The organism is Paenibacillus castaneae (assembly GCF_002884445.1).
Lineage (GTDB): Bacteria > Bacillota > Bacilli > Paenibacillales > Paenibacillaceae > Pristimantibacillus > Pristimantibacillus castaneae.
Window position 1 is genome coordinate 2,835,188 of record NZ_KZ614144.1, and the last position, 21,488, is coordinate 2,856,675.

Here is a 21,488-nt window from a genome sequence, read left to right on the forward strand (position 1 = left end):
CTTTCGAAGGGTGATCAAGGGATAATATGGATAAGAAAATTAAACAGCTATTCAATCCAGATATATTGAGACAAGCCGCAGTACGTTATGGTATACGCGAAGACTCAATGATCGAATTAAATGGGTTTCAAAACTTCGTATATTCTGGATTGGCCGGAGAACGTGAAATTATTTTAAGAATTGCACATATCACACATCGGAATGAAATATTAACGAAAGCGGAATTAGACTTTATCATGTTTTTGGCGGAGTCCGGTGTAAAAGTAGCTAGACCGATTCATTCTTTAACGGGTGATCTTCTCCATACAATTGATGATGCTTTTGTTGTGACAGCTTTTGAGAAAGTCTCTGGGCGAAATGCAAAAATTGCCGAGGAGAGCAATACTTTTTATGAGAATATAGGTCAATTTGTTGGAAAAATACATAAGCTTTCACTGCACTATACCCCCCAGCATTCACGCTATGAATGGAATGACAATGCATTATTAGCTTCATTTAAAAACTATTGTCCATCAGAATTATATAGCAGTTTCGACCGTTTAATTGAGGAAGTTAGCGCTCTTTCCAAGGATAAAGATACGTACGGTCTTATTCATGGGGATGTCAGTTGCGGTAATTATCTAAATGATGGGGATAAGGCCAATATTATTGATTTTGACGAGGCGGAATATAGCTGGTTTGTGTCTGATATTGCTACACCTTTATTTTATGAAATCCCTATCCCGTGGGTTGTGGATGTAGAGGTAAGAAAGGAGATTACAAAGCGCTTTTTTTCCAACTTCTTAAATGGCTATTGTAAAGAAAATACGGTAAGTCAAGTATGGTTAAAGAAAATACCTTTATTTATCGATTTAAGACAAGCTAGAGTTTTATCCGCATTATATAGAAGTAGAGATTTTAATTCTCCTGATTGGAGTGAATGGGATGAACAAGCTAGACGCTTCTACTATCTCAACTTACTGAATAACACCCCCTATATTGATTTGGACTTCTCGCGAATGTAAAATGGTTTATTCCACTGACGGGCAACGCTAGCAGCGTAACAATCAACAAGTGGAGGCAGCCGGCATGTAACAACAGCCTCGTTGAGGTAACGGGCAGGATAAGAGTTACTCGAAGAAGTCGAGGTCAACGGAATCTATATGGTAATATTAAACAATAATATCGATACGGGGGAGTTCAAATTGTTGATTTTTGAAAGAGGAAACCTTCGTGTTCGCAAATTATCGAATAAAGACGCGGATTATCTAGTACAGTGGCTTTCCAATCCATTAGTGCTGCAATATTACGCAGGAAGAGACCGCCCTCATAATATGGAGATGGTGAGAGAGATTTTTTTTCAAGAAGAAGATAGTGAAACGAGATGCATTGTTGAATACGGTTCTAAATCAATAGGGTATATTCAATTCTATGAATTGGATGATGAAGGAAAAGAGAAATATGGTTATACAAATTTGAAAGAAAAAATATATGGTACGGACCAATTCATTGGAGAGGTCGATTATTGGAATAAAGGGATAGGCAAGTTATTAGTCAGTTCAATGGTCAACTACTTGATAACTGAATTTAATGTAAGCAAAATTGTGATGGACCCAGAAACTTGGAATGTACGAGCAATCGTGTGTTATGAAAAATGTGGATTCAAAAAAGTAAAGTTATTACCTAAGCATGAATTGCATGAAGGGGAACTTAGGGATTCATGGCTAATGGAGTTTTCTATGTAAATTATAGTAAAGAGAATTAATAATTAAGGAGGAGTTGCATTTTCTAAAGCAGCTCCTCCTTTAGATTTATTCGGGTCTTTGAAAAATTGTAGGGCCGAGAAGAATTGATCTTTCTAAGTTTATCTGAGTGATAAGGAATACAATTTCTACGATAAATTTTACACAAAGAACATGTAGAATTCATAAAATCCACCAAGTCCTTTTATATACTTATATTGTTTGATATAGCGAATCAAAAGGACTAGGTGGTAGATTAAATGTTAAAAAACCGTGATTTGCACGAATGCCATTCACTCTATAACTTAATGATGGATCCTGTAGTTTTTCCTTATGTTCGTTATAAATGCCAATCGTATGAACAATATTTATTCATAACGAAACATTTGATCGTTGAAGAAGAAAAGAAGACATGTATTTCTAGAACGATACTTAACGAGACGGGACATCCTATTGGTACCATTGATCTATATGATATTGTTAATAAAACAGGCTTTTTGGCCACATGGATTGGATCTCCTTATTTCGGAAAAGGTTATAACCAACGAGCGAAGGAATCCTTTTTCGCTGAGCTGTTTCTTGAACATAATATCGAAACGGTATTCTTGAAGATCAGGAAACAAAATATTCGATCGAAGAAAGCGGTAGAAAAACTACAGTATGTCAAATTAGCAAACGAAATAAATCAGCAAGTATATAAATTGATAAATAATACGCAACAGATCTATGATTTGTATCAGGTGGAGCGGTTAAGCTTTCTAGAAAGCAGGGAACAGATGCAGCATGGTGTTGCAACGTAATAACCTTTGCTGACATACGCGGCTTTCCTATTTAATAGGGATCTCGTTATAATGGGAAGAGTGAAGAGCGTTTGCAGAAAGGAATGGAATCATCGTGAAGGTAATTGTCATCGGAGCGGGAATTGCTGGCGCATCCACCGCATACCAATTGGCTAAACAGGGAGCAGAAATCCTCATCATCGATCGGAAAGATGAAGGACAGGCTACGGATGCAGCTGCCGGCATTATTTGTCCCTGGCTGTCACAGCGGCGAAATCAGGCTTGGTACCGACTTGCGAAAGCCGGGGCGCGTTATTACCCTGTTTTGATTGAAGAGCTTGAAAGCGAAGGGGAAACCGAAACCGGCTATGCCAGGGTCGGGGCCCTTAGCATACATATGGATTCGGATAAGATCGGCAAAATGGAAGAACGAGCTTACAAGCGTCTAGAAGACGCGACTGAAATCGGTGAAATTACAAGGCTTGATGAACATAGGACTCGTGAGCTGTTCCCACTGCTCATGGAAGGGTATTCTTCCGTTCATATTAGCGGAGCAGCCCGAGTCGATGGCCGGGCGCTGCGTGATGCTTTGCTTCGATCTGCACAAAGGAACGGGGCTGAGTTTATATATGGGGATGCTGAGCTTGAATTTCACTCCAACCGTGTAACAGGCGTAACGATTGGGGCAAATTGCTACACGGCTGACAGGGTCATCGTTTGTGCGGGGGCTTGGGCGGGACCGTTGCTAAAGCCATTAGGCATTGATTTTAAAGTGAGTTATCAGAAAGCGCAAATCATGCACTTGCAGATTCCAGACGCCAATCAAAATACTGGCAGCTGGCCTGTCGTTATGCCGCCGTCCGATCAATATCTGCTCGCCTTTGAACAGCAGAAAATCGTGATAGGGGCAACTCATGAGAATGATATTGAAGGCTACGATACCAGGATCACGCCTGGCGGTATGCACGAAATTTTAAGCAAATGTCTTACATTCGCACCTGATCTGGCAGATAGCACGTTCCAGGAAGTAAGGGTGGGCTTTCGCCCTTATACAGCCGATTTTCTTCCGGTTATAGGCGCTATTCCAGATTGGGAAGGACTACTTGCGGTAAACGGTCTTGGAGCCTCCGGATTAACGATGGGCCCTTATATCGGAAGCCAGATGGCTAAGTTAGCACTAGGAATGGAATTAGATATCGATCTAACCGATTATGACATTCGTAAGGCCATTAGCTGACCTGTGTGACTATCACATATATGGTTGTGACCGGAATGAAGAATTTGAGTGCAAAGCAATAAACGAATAACCTTATATTACCGAACAACAGGGTTCAATGTATCTTGGTATACAATAATTAAGGAGTGTGATCACTGTGAGTATTATTTTAAGTAAAGTTGGGGCCGTTTTTATCCCGGTGAGTGACATTAGAGAAGCAAGAGAATGGTATTGCTCTATTCTGGGTCTGGAACCTACATTTGATATTATCGCTGGTCATCTTTGTTGTATACCATTGGATAATAATGGGTTGAATCTTGTTTTAGACAGCAATATTTATAATGGGGATTCATACTTTAGAAATCCGGTCTTCCATTTTAACACTGACGATATACACAAGGCTTACCAATTCATGAAAGACCGTAAAATTGAACTTGTCACCGATATAGAGAATGGCCATTGGTTTAATTTTAAAGATCCAGATGGGAACATGTTGATGATTTGTAAGTGTTAGTGTCTTAAGTGTCGTTGCACGGAGTAGCAGAGCTTCGGGTCGCTGGTGATTCACCTTGTATAAATCGCTACTTTATCTTACTGAATAAGCGCAAAAATAAGGACTATCCCTCAAGCAGTAAGCTTTTGGAATAGTCCTTATTTGCTGTCTAAATATCGGCTTGACTGGGTTATTCCTATTTGAAACCGTTTAGATTGCCTTCTTTTGACTTATGGAGGAGCTCTTCTGAGCAAAAGAATCAAGCATGTACTTTATGATCATATTTTTGTTTGAGACGCCTTATGTCTGCTATGGGAGGAGCACCGAACATACGAGAATATTCACGGCTGAATTGGGAAGCACTTTCATAGCCAACTCGGAATGCGACATCAGCGGCATCCGCTGATTCGGATAATAATAAACGCCGAGCTTCCTGCAATCGCAGCTGTTTCTGAAACTGAATAGGGCTCATAGCGGTTACTTCTTTGAAGTGTCTGTGAAACGAAGAGATGCTCATACTTGCGATATCTGCAAGCTCTTCAATTCGCAAAGGCTTCTCACAATTATTAATAATTTGTTCAATAGCATCTCTGATTCGATAGCTGCTGCTTCCTTCCATTGCGATTTGTGCCAGTGCACCCCCATATTGCCCTTGAAGAAGCCTGAATAGAATTTCCTTTGTGTAGATGGGAGCAAGGTATGGAATGTCTTCGGGATGTTCCAGCAAACGAGCTAATCTGAGTATCGCATCTAGTATAGGCAACTCTATCTGGCCGACAAACATAGCTCGCTTAGCGTTTTCTTTCGGGGTGATTTGAATTTCAGATTCATTTAAAACCTCTAAAATTTGACTTTGTGTAAATTCTAGTTTGAAACTCATATACGGAGCCTCGGAAGAAGCGTTTATGACCCGGCCGTTCACGGGTAAGTCCATGGATGAAATAAGATAGTCAGCAGGACCATACTCAAAACGCTCCTGTGCCAGCAATATTTCTTTCTTACCTTGAGCTATGAAGCATAAGCATGGCTTGTAAACTCTGTAGACTGGCCTGGTCACATTAGAGCGGTGAATAAAAAATAAAGATGGGATAATTGTCTCGTAAACGCCTTCTCTACCCGAATGGCGCGCAATTAGTTGAGCAAGTTCATCCTGCCGTTTTAGTTTTTCCTCAGACATAGGCTCCTCCTTATTGTTTTATCTTTCTCAATTATAAGGCATATACTTCTGTAGTGTTAGTGGTATTGAGAGAATTAGGCAATCATTTAAGACAATTGAGATAACGGTCTTTTTTTCATTTATTGCATAATAAGGTTACACTCTCAATAGTTATGGTAAGGCCGCTCATTTCAAACGACCGTCTTCTTCTGTCTTATGCGTTCGTCCAGGGAAAGCTTAGGGATGAAGTGATTGGAGATGGTTCAAAAGAATTGCTTGAAGTGATGAATAAGATGATTAATAGGCTTAAGAGAGGGGAATTGCGATGAAATTTTCTTCGCTTGGAAGAACGGGTTTACAAGTGACAAATCTTTGTTTGGGAACGATGACGTTTGGCAATCAGGCAGACAAAAAGACCAGTTTCGAGATTCTCGACAAAGCCTTTGCTGAGGGTGTGAATTTTATCGACACTGCCGATGTGTATCCAATTGGACGGGCATCGTATGCAATCGCGGGTGCAACGGAGTCGATTATCGGAGAGTGGCTGCAGGACAAACGAGATAAAGTGGTTCTCGCAACAAAGTGTTTTGGCGCAATGGGACCTGGTCCAAATGATAAGGGGTTAAGTCGGAAACACATCATGACAGCCGTAGAGGACAGTCTACGCCGCCTAAAAACGGATTATCTCGACCTCTATCAAACGCACCAATTCGACCCAAACACACCAATGGATGAAACATTACGCGCGTTTGATGATCTGGTTGGTCAAGGCAAAGTGCGTTACATTGGCGTATCCAATTGGCGTGCTTGGCAAGTGGCGAAGGCAAACGGAATTGCGGACAGAAAAAATTACACCCGTATAGCGAGTGTTCAGCCACGCTATAACCTTTTGTTTCGGATGATTGAGGAGGATTTGGTTCCAATGGCAATTGACGAGGGGGTTGGAATTATCAGTTACAACCCGCTTGCGGGCGGCATGTTAACCGGCCGCTACGGGAAAAATGCGAATATCCAAGAGGGGACCCGTTTTGGACTAGGGAACAATGCGGGTTTATTGTATCAGGAGCGATATTGGCAAGAGGCGTCGTTTGACGCTGTTGAACGATACCAATCGTGGTGCCGAGAGAACAATTTTGATCCAGTCACAACGGCCGTGCGTTGGGTAATACAACAGCCGGGAATCAACTCCGCGATCATTGGTGCAAGTCGACCAGAGCAATTGGACTCGAGCCTGCGAGCTGCGGATATGAATGAATTAACGGAACAGGAATTGACATGGCTTGATGAGCTATGGTTCTCATTGCCTCGTCGTCGAGAGCTTAGTTAACAGCAGTTTATGATCCATAGGCCCATCTTCCCTCGTCATTAGCGATGGCGGTAAGCTGAGCAACAACTGGAAAACAGGCTGAACGAAACTATATCTATTGAAAAGTGAGGGACAATTAAATGGAATATGTGAAACTTGGAAATACGGGTATGGATGTATCCCGGCTTTGTCTTGGTTGTATGAGCTTTGGTGTAGCAGAGAGATGGCATCATCCATGGGTACTTGATGAAGAGCGCAGTCGCCCCATTATTAAAAAGGCTCTTGATGTTGGTATCAATTTTTTTGATACGGCAAATGTGTATGCCGATGGAACAAGCGAGGAAATTGTTGGACGAGCTCTAAAAGAATATGCCAATCGTGATGAAATTATCCTCGCTACTAAAGTTTTCAGCCGTATGCATGAAGGTCCAAATGGTGCAGGTCTTTCACGAAAAGCAATAATGAGTGAAATAGATAAGAGCCTTAAGAGATTGGGAACCGATTATGTAGATCTTTATCAAATACACCGCTGGGATTACAATACACCTATTGAAGAAACGATGGAAGCAATGCATGATGTTGTGAAGGCTGGGAAGGCAAGATACATTGGTGCTTCTGCCATGTACGCATGGCAGTTTCTGAAGGCTTTACATGTAGCTGAGAAAAATGGATGGACCCGGTTTGTATCGATGCAGAATCATTTAAACCTCATATACCGTGAAGAAGAGAGAGAAATGCTCCCACTTTGTAAGGAAGAAAAAATCGCTGTAATTCCATATAGTCCGCTTGCAAAAGGGAGATTGACGCGTGATTGGAATGAAACGACCAATCGTTCCGAAACCGATCAAGTTCAGAAATCCCAGTACGATGCGACTGCAAATACCGACCGATTGGTTGTAGAGCGGGTTGCGGCAATCGCTGAAAATCGTGGTGTTCCCCGCGCTCATATTGCGCTTGCTTGGTTGCTGCAGAAACAACCGGTAACAGCTCCTATAATTGGTGCTACAAAAATGTCCCATCTCGAAGATGCGGTAGCTGCTCTTTCAATTACGTTAACATCTGAAGAAATTGCGTCGCTGGAAGAGCCATATGTGCCTCATCCGATAATTGGATTTCAGTAATTAGGTGAGGCGACTTCTCGCCTCCATGGAAGTTCTTAAAAAGAGTCGCAGGAAAATTCCTGCGGCTCTTTTTAGATAGGAAAATCGACAATCAAATTCCCATTTCATGGTATAATTATGTCGATATTTCTATCCTATTTATTAGGCAACCAAGTCCTTTCGGAAATTCCTAAAAAGCGAAAGAAAGGGAGATTGAAATGGAACTTCAAGAAATAAATCAAAAATTAAAAGAAACAAGAGACGAATTATTAGGAATTGTTAATCGCTTGAGTGAAGATCAACTAAACAAAAAGAATGATTCATACAGCTGGAGTATTAGTCAGATATGTCAACACCTAATTAAGACAGAAGAATTATATATCGTAGCAATAAGAAAAGGATTAAAGAGCAAGGAAGATTCATTCATAGAAAATAAACCATTAGAATTTCTACTTGATAGAAGTAAAAAGCTGGAGGCCCCTGACATGGCTAAACCTATAGACGAAATTTTAGAAAAAAAAGAAATGGTTAAAAAACTAAACAACTCAAGAGAGAAGCTAAATGAATTATTAAATACATTAGAAGATCCATTAGTGCTCAGCAGAAGACATTTTATACACCCAGTGTTTAAAGAAATGTTATTAATTGAATGGGTTAGATCACTGTACTTACATGAACAAAGACATATTAAACAAATTAATGAAATTATAGATGGATAGAGGCGCTTACTTTTTCTCTTGATCAAGTACAGGGAATTCGAAACCGTTATGATCAATATAATATGCTATCGCTTGCTGCTTACATCTTGCTCCTGAGCCAGGAACGTCATCACTCTGTTGACGGCTTTTAGTGATAGGTCTATACGATCTTTTTTCTCCTCCAGTGCTTTTTTCTGAAGCTGAAGCATATCGATTAAACTCGTAGGGGAATCGGTATGCTTGATTATTTGTTGAATTTGAGCGAGCGTACATCCCAGAGATTTAAGGCTAACAATTTTCTGAAGTGTAATAATGTCTTGTTTAACATAGATACGATGGCCAGAGTGGAAGGCTTTGTTTGGTGAAAGCAAGCCAATTTCATCGTAGTAATGCAGCGTTCTAATCGAAATCCCTGTTTTTTTCGAGAAATCCCCAATGTTATACTCCGTATCCTTTTTCATATGAATAACCTCCTTATGAGGTCAATGCCTCAACTAACCTGATCATACTCCCTAACGTTACTGTAGGTGCAACTCTTTTTTTTGGTCATTCCAAAATCAAAAAATGAAATTATAATGTTCGTCAAAACATTAAGGGCTATAGCCTTCCGTGTTAAACGTACAGGTCACATCGCCTTTCCGCGAATACAATATGGTGTATTCCAAAACAGGAAGGGGATAATTACTGTGAACCGAAATAACTACTATAACATGGGCAATATGGGTGATATGGGTAATGTTGCTGGTGTGAATGAAGCTGAATTTTGTCCCGATTGTCCAACTCAAACGATCTATGATCCACCAATTACACAATACGAGGACTACTACCATCCGCAGATTGTGAATGTCGTTCAAAATATTGAAACCATAAAACAACATCATTGTTGTCCTGTGTATCAGCACTATTACACGTGTACGGAGAAAAATGTTATGGTTTCCAGCGTGAATCGCGGGAAACATGCTGCAACATCTTCCAAGAAACGTTCAAAAAAATAGTTATTAAATAAAACAAAGACCCGTAAGTACAGACCCTTGTAGGATGAAGCGGTCAACTTACGGGTCCTAAGTATTCATTCAATAAACAAACTAACAGCGGGCTGAACTTCTTGTTGCTCATAATAGCGTATTAATTGGGTTTACATAGGAATGAATGTACAGTATTATTTTGGATAAATATGGTTTTTTTCAGATGTTTGAGATTCATCTTCATTAAAGTAATATAGAGAGTTGGGAAAGGGAATGAAGAGTAAATATCATATTGATGAATCGATACTAATGATGCAACTCACTAAAGAATATGGAGTACATATAGTGAACCTCTGTTTTATCCCATTTGGTGACTCAGCTTATTCATATCAGGTGAATGGTTTGTCAGGGGAACGATTTTATCTGAAATTATTTGACCACGAGAACGATAGTCATAGAAGAGGCATCATTCGATTAAGTTATTACTTGCCGTTAACTTGGAGTATATATCATCAGGGTCTTTTCCAGAATCTTACGTATCCAATAAAAACGCTGACTGACGAATTTATAGTACGTTTTAGCGATTGTACATTTGTTTTATTTCATTTTATTGAAGGACAAACATTGGCATCTGCATATCCTTTTTCTAATAAGATTCTTAAGAAGATTGGTATTTCGGTCGCTCAAATCCAACAGTTAACTCCCTACATTGATCGCTCGATGCTTCCAATAGAAACTTATGATGTTTCCTTTGTACCAGAACTGGAGAAATGTCTTTCTCTTCTTGAAAACACAAAAACATTTAATGATTACATTCAGCAATCTTTAAAGGAAAAGATTCTTACCAAAAAACGTCACATCTTAGTAATGATAAACCTTATTCATGAGCTTAAAGGCATTGCAATGGCTGATCCCAAAGAATGGGTATTGTGTCATGGAGACCTTTGGGGCGGAAATATGATTTTACAGGAAAATGAAATGTATCTGATTGATTGGGAATCCGTTCTAATTGCTCCTCCAGAACTTGATTTGGTGGGATATATTGGGGAGGAATTCAATGTTTTCTTTTCTGCTTACGAACAACAACTTGGCAAATCTGTGACGATAAATCTCGATGTTTTACGATTTTATGCTTATCGTCATCATCTTCGAAATCTAACTAATTGGTTAATGAATATTCTTTATAGAAACTTAGCAAAAAGCCAGAAAGAAAACGATTTGGATATGATTATTTATCATTGCATGAACAGATGGGATGATATCGAGCCTGATATTAAAGTTGTGGATTCTATACTGAAAACAAGGTAATAGTTACAATCTGCTTGTTACGAGGGTCTATTGTTGAATAGCACAAGATGTGAGCAGGGTCGTAAAAATGAGCCTCCAGAAGCGAATCTGAGGCTCATTGCTGATAGGTGATTGCTAATGCTTCTTTACGCTACATGTAAGTGCTTAATTAATTGATCGACAAACCTCTCCAGGTATTGCTGGTCAATCTCGTCAAAACGATTGAGCACAGGACTATCAATATCCAGAACACCGAACAATTCGCCGTTTATTAAGATTGGAATAACGATTTCCGATAGAGATGCGGAGTCGCATGCGATATGTCCCGGGAACTCATGGACATTTCCCACTCGGACTGTCATTTTGAGACTTGCCGCTTTCCCGCATACGCCTCGGTGGAATGGAATACGAACACATGCTGGCAAGCCTTGAAATGGCCCTAGAACAAGTTCTTCATTCCGATTCAAGTAAAATCCAACCCAATTTATATTGTCTAAAAATTGATTAAGCAATGCCGATGCATTGGATAGATTTGATATCACATCATCTTCGCCTTCCAGCAATGCTTGAAGCTGGCTGATCGCTAATTCATAATTTTGCTCTTGTGTTCCTTTGTATTGCTCTGGATGAAACATAGTTACGACTCCTTTAATAATGATTGGTGTTTAATCTGTAATTCCTTGTTATACATCATAGTTTAACATACTCAAGCTGTTTATATAATTTGTCTCACCATATCGACACATTAGTAGAAGGTTTATATAATTCAATACAGAGCACTTTATGAATTTAGATGGAAGGTGTGATGATAATGAAAGAAAAGGTTCTCGTAGCTTATGACAAGCTTGCTAAAGATTACGAAAAACATGTCGATACCCAAAGTGGGTTTAATGCTTATTACGAACGACCAGCAATGATGAAGCTAATGCCAGAACATATGAATCAATTGGCAGTCCTTGATGCTGGTTGTGCAGCGGGTTGGTATACTGAACAATTTATAAAACTGGGTTGTCAGGTAACGGCTGTTGATTTAAGTCCTGCAATGGTAGATGCTTGTAAAAGACGAGTTGGCAATGGAGCAACTGTATTAACTTGTGATTTAGCTGAAACTCTTCCTTTTAAGAACGAGACATTCAACCTTATCGTAAGCTCATTAACCCTTCACTACATAGATGATTTGGAGCCAACCTTTCGTGAATTCAATCGTATTATGAAACCAGGCGGAACCCTTATTTTTTCTGTACATCACCCTTTTATGGACTTTAAACACTTTGAAAGGCCAGATTATTTCGCCCATGAGTTGCTGTCAGAAGTATGGAACAAAAAGGAAGCGGGACCTGTTGAAGTCACATTTTATAGGAGACCTCTTCAAGAAATTATTAACTTAACAACAGCTCAATTTACGATTGACCAAATCGTCGAGCCGCAGCAGGATATACAATTCAAAGAAAACTCCCAATCTATAGATTGGTATCAGCGATGGTTTGATCGTCTTTCAACAAATCCACATTTTCTAATTGTGAAAGCACGTAAAGTTTAGGTGATCCTATTAACATTTCATTATGATTAGTTGTTGAACTTGAGATCATCATCAAAAAGTGCTAAAGTCGTAAATAATCTACATTATCATATAAATGAGGTACATGAATGTCGCAAACAGCTAAGAGAAAGACCTACTTAAACGAGCTTGAGATGCTGCGTGCATTCGGCATCATCGCCGTCATTATGATTCATGCGACATCTGCTGCAGTAGTTAGCTACGAACAGTCCAACCTTTTTTTGTTTTTTGCAGCACTCAACATCTTATCCAAATTCGCTGTACCCATTTTTATTATGATCAGCGGGTTAACGCTCTTTTACAATTACTATGATAAACCAATAGACATCAATACGATTAAAGTTTTTTACATGAAACGATTAACTAAACTGATGCTTCCATTCTTGATTTTTTCGTTAATTTATTATGCGATTGTGATTTATTACAGGCATGGGTTTTACGATATCGGACAATTTCTTTCTTATTTTCTAACTTGGGAATTCGTAAATAAATTGATTATAGGAAAAACATATACACATTTGTACTTTATTTTTATTATTATACAGTTCTATTTATTATTCCCGCTCATGTGGTATGTCTTGAGGAAGTGGGCTTCTGCGGTGAAATGGATGTTTGCCGTCGGACTTGTTATTCAGTGGCTGTATGTGCTCAATGCGAAGGAAATGGGTATTAAGTATGTTATGAGCGGTTTCCCAGCGTATAGCTTGTACTTCTGCATCGGGGCCTACATAGGAATTAACTATACTAGCCTGCTTAAATATCGGGAGCAGAAGCTTCAAGGCTATGCAGGCATTTTGATAAATGGATCAATGTTTATTATATGGCTGGTTTCTGGTACCATAAGCGTGAATTTATTCATACAAGAAGCCCAAGGGAATATGTTGGATACTAATCTTTGGCTCATAGAGTGCATAAAAGAAATATATATTACTGCTTCTTGTTTGCTGCTGATGCAATTATCGCTCTGGATTAAGGCATCCCATTATGAATTTTTGAAAAGAATGCTTATACATCTGGGCATTGCATCCTTTGGCATCTATTTGCTTCACCCCTTGTTTCTGAAATATTATCGAATGATGGGGGTTGAAGCAGGGTCTTCTATCTATGCTGCTTGGATGGTAGGTGGATTCTTGCTTGCACTGCTCGGTTCATGGGGCATTGTCACTTTGGCAGGGAAAGTGAAAGGCCATTGGGTATTATTCGGACCGATCTCTCATAGGCGTAAAGAAAAGCAATTAAAGTGATGCAACAGTAATATATGGCCCTTATCTTGTTTCACAAGATGAGGGCTTTTTGACGTTTCTCCTATGAATATAGATTTTGCAGAACTCCTATTGGAAACAATCTTTTTTCGGAAAACAACAAAAAATACCTGTTATTTATAAATACATCGGGTAGGGGGACATGTATGCTTTGTTTAATAGCGCTTTCATGTCGAAAAAGAAGGGAGATTTAGTCATTCGTTGAAGAACGCAAATCGAGTACATATTCAGAAATAAAGAAAAGGAGAATATGAAATGAGAATAGCCCAAAGGCTTGTGCATCTACTTATCTTTTCAATGCTTATCTCCATCATTCTTCCGTATAACCTATCCATTAGTCAAGCAGCAGATTCCATATCCAATGGAACGAATTATGGATTAAAAGGCGAATATTATAAAAACTCCGGACCAAGCGAATATAGGTTTGAAGATTTGATGTCGACGGTGATTGATCCGGATATTAATTTTAGTTCATTGGAAGGAACATTCATGACTCTGGTCGGCCAGAACGATCATGTAAATGTGAGATGGACAGGACAGATCACTGCGCCATTTTCTGAAAACTACACGTTCTGGATGATTGGGGATAATGGTTTCAGACTATGGATAGATAATAAGCTTGTTATTGACCATTGGGTCGATGATTGGGATAAGGAACAAACGAGCAGTCCGATTCCAATGGCAGCAGGTCAGAAATATGATATAAAAATTGAATATTTCGAGAATGATGGCGGATCTAACTTATTCTTGCGTTGGGGAAGCCAAAGTGTGTCTAAGCAAATCGTACCTGCTTTAGCCTTTACATTGCCTGTTGGCTTTGAAAATAATGGACCGATATCGGGTTCGGTTTTTTCTGACGGGCTGCATGCAGAATTTAGCTTCTCGGAGGCTTTAGCGGAGCTTGGCAGCAACGCAAGGGAGCAGCTCTCTGTTAATGTGTTAGGGAAGGATTGGCCGCTCAAATCAGCAGCTTTAAAGCAAGACGATCCTAAAACGATCCAAATTGAATTCGATTATCCGATGTATTCACAAGATGCTCCAATGGCAAATGTACGTTATTCTGGCGGCGGGGCACTTGTATATGCTGAAAGTAGTCAGGCAGTAAAGGATTTCTATCTAGCAATAAGAAATGATTCTACCTATCAAATAGAAACTCCTTGGGCAAGCCATGTTGATGTGAACAATCCTCTGCCGGAATACCCAAGACCACAGATGGTTCGTGATCAGTGGCTGAATCTAAATGGGAAATGGGAGTTCCAGCCCGCGAAAGAGGGAGATGTACTTCCAACAGGGCAGAAGCTTAGCGAGAACATCATTGTACCATTTGCAGTAGAATCCAAGCTCTCAGGCATTTCGCGCCAAGAACAGTTAATGTGGTACAAGCGCAATTTCACAGTTCCGCAAAATTGGGACGGACAACGTGTGAAATTGAATTTTGGGGCAGTTGATTATGAAGCGAATGTGTATGTGAACGGAACGAAGATTGGCAGTCATAAGGGCGGATTCACTTCATTCAGCTTTGATGTAACGGATCAGTTGAAGCCTGGTGAGAATGAATTGATCGTTCATGTACTCGATTATACCGATACCAAAGGGGATCAAATCAAAGGGAAACAAACGGTCGTTCAGCCAGGCGGCATTTGGTATACTTCGGTCTCTGGAATATGGCAGACTGTATGGCTAGAGCCTGTCGCGAACGCAAGTATTGAACGGATGGATATGGTGCCGGATATTTGGAACGGACAATTGAAGCTATCAGTGGATACTGTGAATGGAGCAGGCAAGACAGTAGAAGCGGTGGCTCTAAAAGATGGCGTTGAAGTCGGTCGCATTAGCGGTGGCGCCAATGAACAATTGCTGCTTCCGGTACCGGATGCAAGATGGTGGACACCGGATGATCCGTTCCTCTACGATTTGAAAGTATTATTGAAAGATGGCGGAACGATCGTCGACCAAATTGACAGTTACTTCGGTATGAGGGAAGTCAAACTAGGAAAAGTGGATGGAATCCAGCGTCCTCTGCTGAATGGGAAATTCGTATTTCAGATGGGAACATTGGATCAGGGCTACTGGCCGGATGGGCTTTATACAGCGCCAACGGATGATGCGCTGAAATATGATATTGAAGCTGAGAAGCGAATGGATATGAACATGATCCGCAAACATATTAAGATCGAGCCAGCCCGCTGGTATTATTGGGCTGACAAACTAGGTCTTCTCGTATGGCAGGACATGCCGAGCGGAACCAGCAGAGAGGTTTCGGCCCAACCGCAATTTTACAAAGAATTCGATGAGATGATAAAACAATTACAGAATTTCCCGTCTATAATCGTATATATTGTGTTCAATGAAGGTTGGGGTCAATTCGACAACGGCGGGAAATATACGAGGGAAGCTATCGCATATGCGCTAAAAGCAGATCCGACTCGTCTTATTAATGGGGTCACAGGGTGGTATGATGCGGGAGGTGGAGAAAATGAATCTAAAGCGGGTCATTTCTTGGATTGGCATAAGTATCCTGCACCGGATGCGCCTACACCTACGGAATATCGGGCAGCAACGCTTGGTGAATATGGGGGCTTAGGCCTACGTGTGCCTGGCCATGAATTCAGCCCTTTGATCGTTTACTCTGAATTATTAATGAACAATAAGGAAGAGTTAACGGACAAGTATATCAGCTATATTAACACGGTTAAAAGATTGAAAGATAAGTCCGGACTCAGTGCAGCGGTATACACACAAATCTCGGATGTGGAGTATGAGATAAATGGGTTGTTAAGCTATGACCGCAAAGTGGAGAAGGTTGACTTCGCTCGCGTTGCCGAAGCGCATAGGGAATTAATCGGGAATAGCAATAAATCCGATTTGATGAATAGCATTCAAGCTGCGAAGCAAATTCATGACAAAGCAGCAGTAGGTGATGGACCAGGACAGTATAAGCAGCAAGTTATTAATGATTTCTCGGCTGCAATCGCAAATGCTCAAGCTATTTATGATAACACTCAGACTACCACGGATGGAATTAAGGATGCAATAGCTGCATTGAATACCGCCGTGAAGCAATTCCGTGCCCGAATCAACAATCCTCTGCCTTTCATTGAGAAGTTTGACGATTTGAAAGCTGAAGGCTGGACGACTTATGGTGGTGAGTGGAATGCTGCCAGCGGTGCGTACACTGTGCTTAACGGCGAAGGCTTCAAAGCAGTTGCCAATGATACCAATTTCCAAAATTTTATTTACGAAACGGATATTTCAATGAGTGCTAGTCTCGATTTAGCCAATGCTGGCGTTATATTTAGAGTGAATAATCCGACAGTTGGAAGTGATAATCTGCAAGGCTATTATGCAGGCATTACGCTCTCTGGGCGAGTCCAGCTGGGCAGGATGGATAATAATTGGACGGAAATAGGGAATAAAGCTGCCCCTTCTATTACAGTAGATACCGTATATCGGTTGAAAGTAGTTGCAAATGGTCCGAACATTGATGTTTATGTCAATGACACTCTTGTGGTGAGCGCTGTAGATCGTACATTTACGGAAGGTGCAATCGGACTTCGCACATACAAGGCAAATGCAACATTTGATAATATTATTGTGACAGAAATGGAAGATGAGGTGACGCCAACCGAGAGCAGCATGACTTTGGAAGGCGCTAGCCTTGTCCAAGCAGGCTCGACATTTACTGTAAAACTAGGTGTGTCTAATACAGCCAATGCTGTGATTGCTTCTGATATTACGTTGAACTATAATGTAGATTTGTTCGAGCTTCAGGAAGTAAGCGCTGCTGCGGTTGGAATAGAAGTTGTAAAATATGTTGATGACGGCAAGGGTAGTATTCGCATAGTGCTTGCGAATGTGGATAAAGAGCATCCAATCGAGCAATCGTTACATCTAGTTAATATCGTATTTAAAGCGAAAGGATCTGCTAACTCTTCAGGTGAAATCTCAGTGAATAAGGCGGTGTTGGCGGATGGGGAAGGCAACGAAACGGAAGCTGCTGCCGCTGCACTTCTTGTGAGGATTGAGGGCAGCGGCACAGATGGGGACCTGAACCATGATGGTAAAATCTCAGTTGGTGATTTAGCCATTGTTGCCAGCCATTATGGCAAGGACAGCAGCAGCCCGGACTGGAACGTTGCAAGGGCTGCCGACTTGAATGGCGATAATAAGATTGATATTGAAGATCTTGTTAGAATGGCTCAGAAGATTTTGAATTCATAAGTAACCAACCTTCTAAAAACCTTGATTGGCTCTAAGCCTTTCAAGGTTTTTTGGGGCTGGAGAATAATCATGAAAGAAAACACAGCCTGATAGGGTAGTGTCTATAGCTGAATCTACATGATTAGTTTGGACAATTGGATGATAGCAGCGCACGCAATCGTTTAGCTTCTTTGCAATATAATAAAGCTGGCAGACGATAAATGCTTATGTTTTTGTTCAATAGTTCTCTCGATTCTATAATCGGTATAGGCTTCTAGATGCTGTATTATATCACGCTCACGAATAGTCGGTACGATGTCGGGTTCATCGGAGCCCGTAATTCGCGTATATAAGATGACATAATCGGCCTTGCACGAAAAAATATCATCCAACGTTTTACGGAAATCGTTATTATCGGTAATATGATACAGAACATCGAGGCAGACGACGAGCTCGTAATTTATGGAACATAATTTTTGTTTATATCGTCTTAATTTTGAGGCGATGCTTAATGGGGGATGAGGTTATAAAAATGAGGATAGATGTGGAAACTGAATGAAGTAACATCAATTAATTAAATATAAAACACAGACCGTTATTTTACCGAAACCTTTTTTTGATCATAATAAGGGCGGAGTATCAATCGAGAATCGATTTCCGCCCCTGAACCATTTAGCAGAAGTTATAATCCAATATATTACTTCCAGTATTTTTCAATTATTTCATCGCGACCTGAATATATTCGTGATTCTTTATAAAATTTCGGATTTTTGCGGTGATAATTCTGATGGTATTCCTCTGCTGGATAAAAAACGGCTGCTTCCTCAATCCCAGTTACAATTGGCTTGTCAAAGCGGCCGCTCTTTTCTAGCTCTTCTTTGGATTTAATAGCAAGCTGGCGTTGCTCTTCATTATGATATAATATGGCAGCACGGTACTGACTTTTGCGATCATTGCCTTGTCCTTCAGCATCTGTAGGATCAATCTGCGGCCAGTATAGCTCAAGCAGCTTCTCATATGGGAAGATGTCTGGATCAAAAGTAATTTGAACCACTTCCAAATGCCCTGTTTCTCCAGTCAATACCTGTTCATAAGTAGGGTTCTCTAGCGTTCCGCCCATATAACCAGACAGTATGCCATGTATGCCTGGCTGTTCTTCAAAAGGACTTACCATGCACCAGAAACAGCCGCCGGCAAACGTTGCTTTTTGTATCATATGCTTTCCCCATTTCCTTGACTCATTAATTAAGTAATTGTGTAAGCATTAATTATAAATACCATTATTCTAGAAGTCTACTACTAATCTAAAGGGAGTGCTTGTATGGTTGATAATGTGAGTGGAATAAAAACGGCTATGGGAATCCAAATGCTTGAGCAGGTGCGTTTGAAAGTCAAGGATTTGCCCGAGGTGATAGAATTGATTGATGGGCACGGGCATACGACGTTCAAAGTAAAAGACAAATCATTTATTATGATGAGCGATTATGGAATTACCTTTAAATCAGATCTGGAAAATCAAGAAATTCTTTTGCAGCAGGAGCAATTCTTCAAGCCAGCCTATATTGGTCATCGCGGTTGGGTGTCTATTCACAATCCTAAAGACTGGGATGAGATGGGAGTTCTGCTTAAAGAAGCTTATATGCGTGCTGCTCCCAAACGTCTATTAAAGCTATTTATGTAGGAGGGATTTCTATGAATTGGAATTACTATAATACATTCATTACCGTATCTGCGGATTGCCCGGTGGAATTCGGAGTGGTGCCGCCAGACAAGAAGAGCGGAAGAACAAAGCCGAGTTTAGAATATGAGCTGGCAGCAGGCCAGCCTTACCGCTATACACAGGAAGAGCTGATGTACGAGGTGCATATTCGGCATAAAGGAATATCACCAGAGGAAATAGCAGAGCGGGGAGAGGATATTCGGGCTGCCTTTTTCTCAAAGCCGCAGGCTTGCCTTCGGGCTTCTATGCTGCCGAAAAAATATGGTTGGGGCATTCATTTCAACGAAGCAGGCAAGCTTGCGCTCATACCAATGGAGTCTGCACAGTATCAACAATTTGCAGACGGGGTGCAGAGTAGTCTGAAGGTGCTAGCAGGAATGCGAAGCAGCAGATCATAACAAAAACGCGAAGTAGATGAATGCAGGATCAGTATTCCCTATTCATATCGTAAGCCATTAGATAGCTCATCCAAGCGCTCCCAATCCATAACAATTATTTGTTTCATTTCTTTGTTGATTATTTTCATATCTGCAAGCTTATGAATGACGCGATATAAATGGCGCGGCGTAGTGCCAATAAGGGAAGCAATCTCATGACTATGCGGAGTCTGAATTTCTTTTCCAAACTCATTCTGAGATCGAGTCGTTAGTATATAACTTGCAAAACGTTCCTCTACTGAGGCTAATAAATTAATTCGTGATGCAGTCGTGCAGGTTTGGAGCTTATAAGAAAGATGTTTCAATAGCTCATTCAAAAATTTGTGATTTTCCATTAGCTCCGCTTCAACCGTTTGTTTGTTAATAAACAGGAAAGACGTTTGCTCAGTAGCTTCAACCTGGGACTGTACGACAACTTTTTGCAAAAGCTCAACATCCCCAAAGACAGCTAAAGGATGACAAAAGCGTAAAAGCAACTGTTTGCCTGTGTTTATACTGGATGATACCTTAGCTCGACCCTCAACTTGGAAATAAAGTCCATCTATTTCATCCCCCTCTTTTAATATGACCTCATTGCGCTCATAAACTCGAAGTTGTATAGGAAGAAATGAAGACTCGGAAAATAGCTGCTTAAGATTAAATTGGGACATATATCGTTGTATGATAGATTGTTCTTGAATGGTTTTCATCGTTTTCTCCTTTTTCGGACATCTGTCCTTTTCATTATAAAGGAAACTGTTACGATAAAGATAAAGGAGGGGGCAAACAGGATGAAATTTGTTTTTGATTTAGATGGGACAATTTGTTTTAAAGGCAATCCCTTAAGCAAAGCGATGGTACAAGCATTAGATGATTTTGAGAAAAAGGGACATGAAATTATCTTTGCATCGGCGAGGCCTATCCGTGATTTGTTGCCGATTTTACCGGTTCATATGCACCACTACTCGATGATAGGCGGGAATGGCGCATTTGTTGCAGTTGGCGGGGATATCATTTCTACGATTCATTTCGATCAAGAGATAGCCGAGACGATCCTTCATTTAATCAAGAAATATGAAGCGCAATATTTAATAGACAGCAAGTGGGATTATGCATTCACAGGCAGCATCGAGCATCCGATTAGGCGTAATGTTGATCCTGAGCAGCGAGCGAAAAACGTAGCTTTAGAGGAGTTAAATGAGATTGTAAAAGTGGTAATTTTACAAAGTCGTAATTCGCAGCAAATGCTGGAGGAACTGCAGAAGCTGTCTATCGTTACATATAAACATGGTCAAGAAGAAATAATTGATATTAGCCCGATAGGTGTAGATAAATGGGCGGGGCTGCAAAAGATAGGTGTAGTGCCGCAGCAATTTATCGCATTTGGCAATGATGCTAATGATGTGTCTATGTTCAAGCATGCTCAGCACTCTGTATGTGTTGGAGAGCATGCGGAGCTTACACAATTAGCTACGGAGAAAGTGAGTAGTGAAGAAGAGCATGTCATTAATAAAATAATGGAGTTAATGGAATTGTGAATCCATCTAAAATACGGGGTGATGGCAGAGGAGTAGATAATGAATTTCGTATTCTATTGAAAGTAATGTTCCC

The 21,488-nt window shown here is 40.5% G+C and carries 21 protein-coding genes; 16 read left to right on the forward strand and 5 right to left on the reverse strand.

The genetic code is table 11. The features are described from left to right. Positions 1 to 26 precede the first annotated feature (26 nt). The 5 genes from CEF13_RS12490 to CEF13_RS12510 all read left to right on the forward strand — a co-directional run bounded on the left by CEF13_RS12490 (position 27) and on the right by CEF13_RS12510 (position 4,230). On the forward strand, positions 27 to 1,004 hold the full coding sequence (locus tag CEF13_RS12490) for a phosphotransferase enzyme family protein (RefSeq protein ID WP_102710986.1): 978 nt from the start codon (positions 27 to 29) through the stop codon (positions 1,002 to 1,004). Between the two features lie 180 nt (positions 1,005 to 1,184). Further along, the gene (locus CEF13_RS12495) at positions 1,185 to 1,724 is read left to right on the forward strand and encodes a GNAT family N-acetyltransferase (protein WP_102710987.1); all 540 of its coding nucleotides are present in this window, start codon (positions 1,185 to 1,187) and stop codon (positions 1,722 to 1,724) included. Positions 1,725 to 1,981: 257 nt separating this feature from the next. After that, positions 1,982 to 2,521 carry a GNAT family N-acetyltransferase gene (locus tag CEF13_RS12500; protein WP_102710988.1) on the forward strand — a complete coding sequence of 180 codons (540 nt, stop codon included), beginning with the start codon at positions 1,982 to 1,984 and terminating at the stop codon, positions 2,519 to 2,521. 91 nt (positions 2,522 to 2,612) lie between these two features. After that, the gene (locus CEF13_RS12505; protein WP_102710989.1) at positions 2,613 to 3,737 is read left to right on the forward strand and encodes an NAD(P)/FAD-dependent oxidoreductase; all 1,125 of its coding nucleotides are present in this window, start codon (positions 2,613 to 2,615) and stop codon (positions 3,735 to 3,737) included. A gap of 136 nt (positions 3,738 to 3,873) precedes the next feature. Next, a complete protein-coding gene (locus CEF13_RS12510; protein ID WP_102710990.1) occupies positions 3,874 to 4,230 on the forward strand; it encodes a VOC family protein in 357 nt (118 codons plus the stop codon). A gap of 238 nt (positions 4,231 to 4,468) precedes the next feature. Here the strand turns inward: CEF13_RS12510 and CEF13_RS12515 are convergent, their stop codons facing one another. Continuing rightward, positions 4,469 to 5,386: an AraC family transcriptional regulator gene (locus tag CEF13_RS12515; protein WP_102710991.1), complete on the reverse strand. Its 918-nt coding sequence runs from the start codon at positions 5,384 to 5,386 to the stop codon at positions 4,469 to 4,471. A 304-nt stretch (positions 5,387 to 5,690) separates the two neighbouring features. Here CEF13_RS12515 and CEF13_RS12520 point away from each other — a divergent pair, with 304 nt between their 5' ends. The 3 genes from CEF13_RS12520 (at position 5,691) to CEF13_RS12530 (ending at position 8,490) form a co-directional block, all read left to right on the forward strand. Then, positions 5,691 to 6,692: an aldo/keto reductase gene (locus CEF13_RS12520; RefSeq protein WP_102710992.1), complete on the forward strand. Its 1,002-nt coding sequence runs from the start codon at positions 5,691 to 5,693 to the stop codon at positions 6,690 to 6,692. 119 nt (positions 6,693 to 6,811) lie between these two features. Further along, complete coding sequence (locus tag CEF13_RS12525; RefSeq protein WP_102710993.1) at positions 6,812 to 7,792, forward strand: aldo/keto reductase; 981 nt, start codon at positions 6,812 to 6,814, stop codon at positions 7,790 to 7,792. A gap of 197 nt (positions 7,793 to 7,989) precedes the next feature. Then, entirely contained in the window at positions 7,990 to 8,490 is a 501-nt protein-coding gene (locus CEF13_RS12530) for a DinB family protein (RefSeq protein ID WP_102710994.1), read from the forward strand. 65 nt (positions 8,491 to 8,555) lie between these two features. Here the strand turns inward: CEF13_RS12530 and CEF13_RS12535 are convergent, their stop codons facing one another. After that, a complete protein-coding gene (locus CEF13_RS12535) occupies positions 8,556 to 8,930 on the reverse strand; it encodes a MerR family transcriptional regulator (RefSeq protein WP_102710995.1) in 375 nt (124 codons plus the stop codon). 225 nt (positions 8,931 to 9,155) lie between these two features. Between CEF13_RS12535 and CEF13_RS12540 the strand changes: the two genes are divergently transcribed. Together CEF13_RS12540 and CEF13_RS12545 are read left to right on the forward strand one after the other, a co-directional pair. Then, positions 9,156 to 9,464: a hypothetical protein gene (locus CEF13_RS12540; RefSeq protein ID WP_208414445.1), complete on the forward strand. Its 309-nt coding sequence runs from the start codon at positions 9,156 to 9,158 to the stop codon at positions 9,462 to 9,464. Between the two features lie 243 nt (positions 9,465 to 9,707). Next, positions 9,708 to 10,742, forward strand: coding sequence for a phosphotransferase (locus CEF13_RS12545; RefSeq protein ID WP_102710996.1), 1,035 nt, complete (start codon positions 9,708 to 9,710; stop codon positions 10,740 to 10,742). Between the two features lie 125 nt (positions 10,743 to 10,867). On the opposite strand, the gene CEF13_RS12550 is transcribed toward CEF13_RS12545, so the two are convergent. After that, positions 10,868 to 11,356 carry a GAF domain-containing protein gene (locus tag CEF13_RS12550; RefSeq protein WP_102710997.1) on the reverse strand — a complete coding sequence of 163 codons (489 nt, stop codon included), beginning with the start codon at positions 11,354 to 11,356 and terminating at the stop codon, positions 10,868 to 10,870. A 176-nt stretch (positions 11,357 to 11,532) separates the two neighbouring features. Between CEF13_RS12550 and CEF13_RS12555 the strand changes: the two genes are divergently transcribed. From CEF13_RS12555 to CEF13_RS12565, 3 genes are all read left to right on the forward strand, one after another. Continuing rightward, positions 11,533 to 12,261: a class I SAM-dependent methyltransferase gene (locus tag CEF13_RS12555; protein ID WP_102710998.1), complete on the forward strand. Its 729-nt coding sequence runs from the start codon at positions 11,533 to 11,535 to the stop codon at positions 12,259 to 12,261. 107 nt (positions 12,262 to 12,368) lie between these two features. After that, on the forward strand, positions 12,369 to 13,523 hold the full coding sequence (locus tag CEF13_RS12560) for an acyltransferase (RefSeq protein ID WP_102710999.1): 1,155 nt from the start codon (positions 12,369 to 12,371) through the stop codon (positions 13,521 to 13,523). 273 nt (positions 13,524 to 13,796) lie between these two features. Continuing rightward, positions 13,797 to 17,762: a PA14 domain-containing protein gene (locus tag CEF13_RS12565; protein ID WP_102711000.1), complete on the forward strand. Its 3,966-nt coding sequence runs from the start codon at positions 13,797 to 13,799 to the stop codon at positions 17,760 to 17,762. A gap of 676 nt (positions 17,763 to 18,438) precedes the next feature. On the opposite strand, the gene msrA is transcribed toward CEF13_RS12565, so the two are convergent. Beyond that, positions 18,439 to 18,957 (reverse strand): peptide-methionine (S)-S-oxide reductase MsrA, encoded by a 519-nt coding sequence (gene msrA / locus CEF13_RS12570; RefSeq protein ID WP_102711001.1) that lies wholly within the window; start codon positions 18,955 to 18,957, stop codon positions 18,439 to 18,441. A 105-nt stretch (positions 18,958 to 19,062) separates the two neighbouring features. On the opposite strand from msrA, the gene CEF13_RS12575 reads away from it, so the two are divergent. Both CEF13_RS12575 and CEF13_RS12580 read left to right on the forward strand, forming a co-directional pair. Next, positions 19,063 to 19,422, forward strand: a complete 360-nt coding sequence (locus CEF13_RS12575) for an MmcQ/YjbR family DNA-binding protein (RefSeq protein ID WP_102711002.1) — start codon at positions 19,063 to 19,065, stop codon at positions 19,420 to 19,422. 11 nt (positions 19,423 to 19,433) lie between these two features. Continuing rightward, positions 19,434 to 19,859: a DUF6157 family protein gene (locus CEF13_RS12580; RefSeq protein WP_102711003.1), complete on the forward strand. Its 426-nt coding sequence runs from the start codon at positions 19,434 to 19,436 to the stop codon at positions 19,857 to 19,859. Between the two features lie 38 nt (positions 19,860 to 19,897). Here the strand turns inward: CEF13_RS12580 and CEF13_RS12585 are convergent, their stop codons facing one another. Continuing rightward, complete coding sequence (locus CEF13_RS12585; RefSeq protein ID WP_102711004.1) at positions 19,898 to 20,587, reverse strand: Crp/Fnr family transcriptional regulator; 690 nt, start codon at positions 20,585 to 20,587, stop codon at positions 19,898 to 19,900. Positions 20,588 to 20,668: 81 nt separating this feature from the next. Here CEF13_RS12585 and CEF13_RS12590 point away from each other — a divergent pair, with 81 nt between their 5' ends. Further along, entirely contained in the window at positions 20,669 to 21,415 is a 747-nt protein-coding gene (locus tag CEF13_RS12590) for an HAD-IIB family hydrolase (RefSeq protein ID WP_102711005.1), read from the forward strand. Positions 21,416 to 21,488: the final 73 nt, after the last annotated feature.

Excerpts from the sequence above, each read along its gene's own strand:
- CEF13_RS12550 (WP_102710997.1), bottom strand. The coding sequence starts at position 11,356 with ATGTTTCATCCAGAGCAATACAAAGGAACACAAGAGCAAAATTATGAA.
- CEF13_RS12580 (WP_102711003.1), top strand. The coding sequence starts at position 19,434 with ATGAATTGGAATTACTATAATACATTCATTACCGTATCTGCGGATTGC.
- CEF13_RS12565 (WP_102711000.1), top strand. The coding sequence starts at position 13,797 with ATGAGAATAGCCCAAAGGCTTGTGCATCTACTTATCTTTTCAATGCTT.
- CEF13_RS12525 (WP_102710993.1), top strand. The coding sequence starts at position 6,812 with ATGGAATATGTGAAACTTGGAAATACGGGTATGGATGTATCCCGGCTT.
- CEF13_RS12520 (WP_102710992.1), top strand. The coding sequence starts at position 5,691 with ATGAAATTTTCTTCGCTTGGAAGAACGGGTTTACAAGTGACAAATCTT.
- CEF13_RS12500 (WP_102710988.1), top strand. The coding sequence starts at position 1,982 with ATGTTAAAAAACCGTGATTTGCACGAATGCCATTCACTCTATAACTTA.
- CEF13_RS12555 (WP_102710998.1), top strand. The coding sequence starts at position 11,533 with ATGAAAGAAAAGGTTCTCGTAGCTTATGACAAGCTTGCTAAAGATTAC.
- CEF13_RS12515 (WP_102710991.1), bottom strand. The coding sequence starts at position 5,386 with ATGTCTGAGGAAAAACTAAAACGGCAGGATGAACTTGCTCAACTAATT.
- msrA (WP_102711001.1), bottom strand. The coding sequence starts at position 18,957 with ATGATACAAAAAGCAACGTTTGCCGGCGGCTGTTTCTGGTGCATGGTA.
- CEF13_RS12530 (WP_102710994.1), top strand. The coding sequence starts at position 7,990 with ATGGAACTTCAAGAAATAAATCAAAAATTAAAAGAAACAAGAGACGAA.
- CEF13_RS12535 (WP_102710995.1), bottom strand. The coding sequence starts at position 8,930 with ATGAAAAAGGATACGGAGTATAACATTGGGGATTTCTCGAAAAAAACA.
- CEF13_RS12560 (WP_102710999.1), top strand. The coding sequence starts at position 12,369 with ATGTCGCAAACAGCTAAGAGAAAGACCTACTTAAACGAGCTTGAGATG.
- CEF13_RS12490 (WP_102710986.1), top strand. The coding sequence starts at position 27 with ATGGATAAGAAAATTAAACAGCTATTCAATCCAGATATATTGAGACAA.
- CEF13_RS12585 (WP_102711004.1), bottom strand. The coding sequence starts at position 20,587 with ATGAAAACCATTCAAGAACAATCTATCATACAACGATATATGTCCCAA.
- CEF13_RS12545 (WP_102710996.1), top strand. The coding sequence starts at position 9,708 with ATGAAGAGTAAATATCATATTGATGAATCGATACTAATGATGCAACTC.
- CEF13_RS12590 (WP_102711005.1), top strand. The coding sequence starts at position 20,669 with ATGAAATTTGTTTTTGATTTAGATGGGACAATTTGTTTTAAAGGCAAT.
- CEF13_RS12575 (WP_102711002.1), top strand. The coding sequence starts at position 19,063 with ATGGTTGATAATGTGAGTGGAATAAAAACGGCTATGGGAATCCAAATG.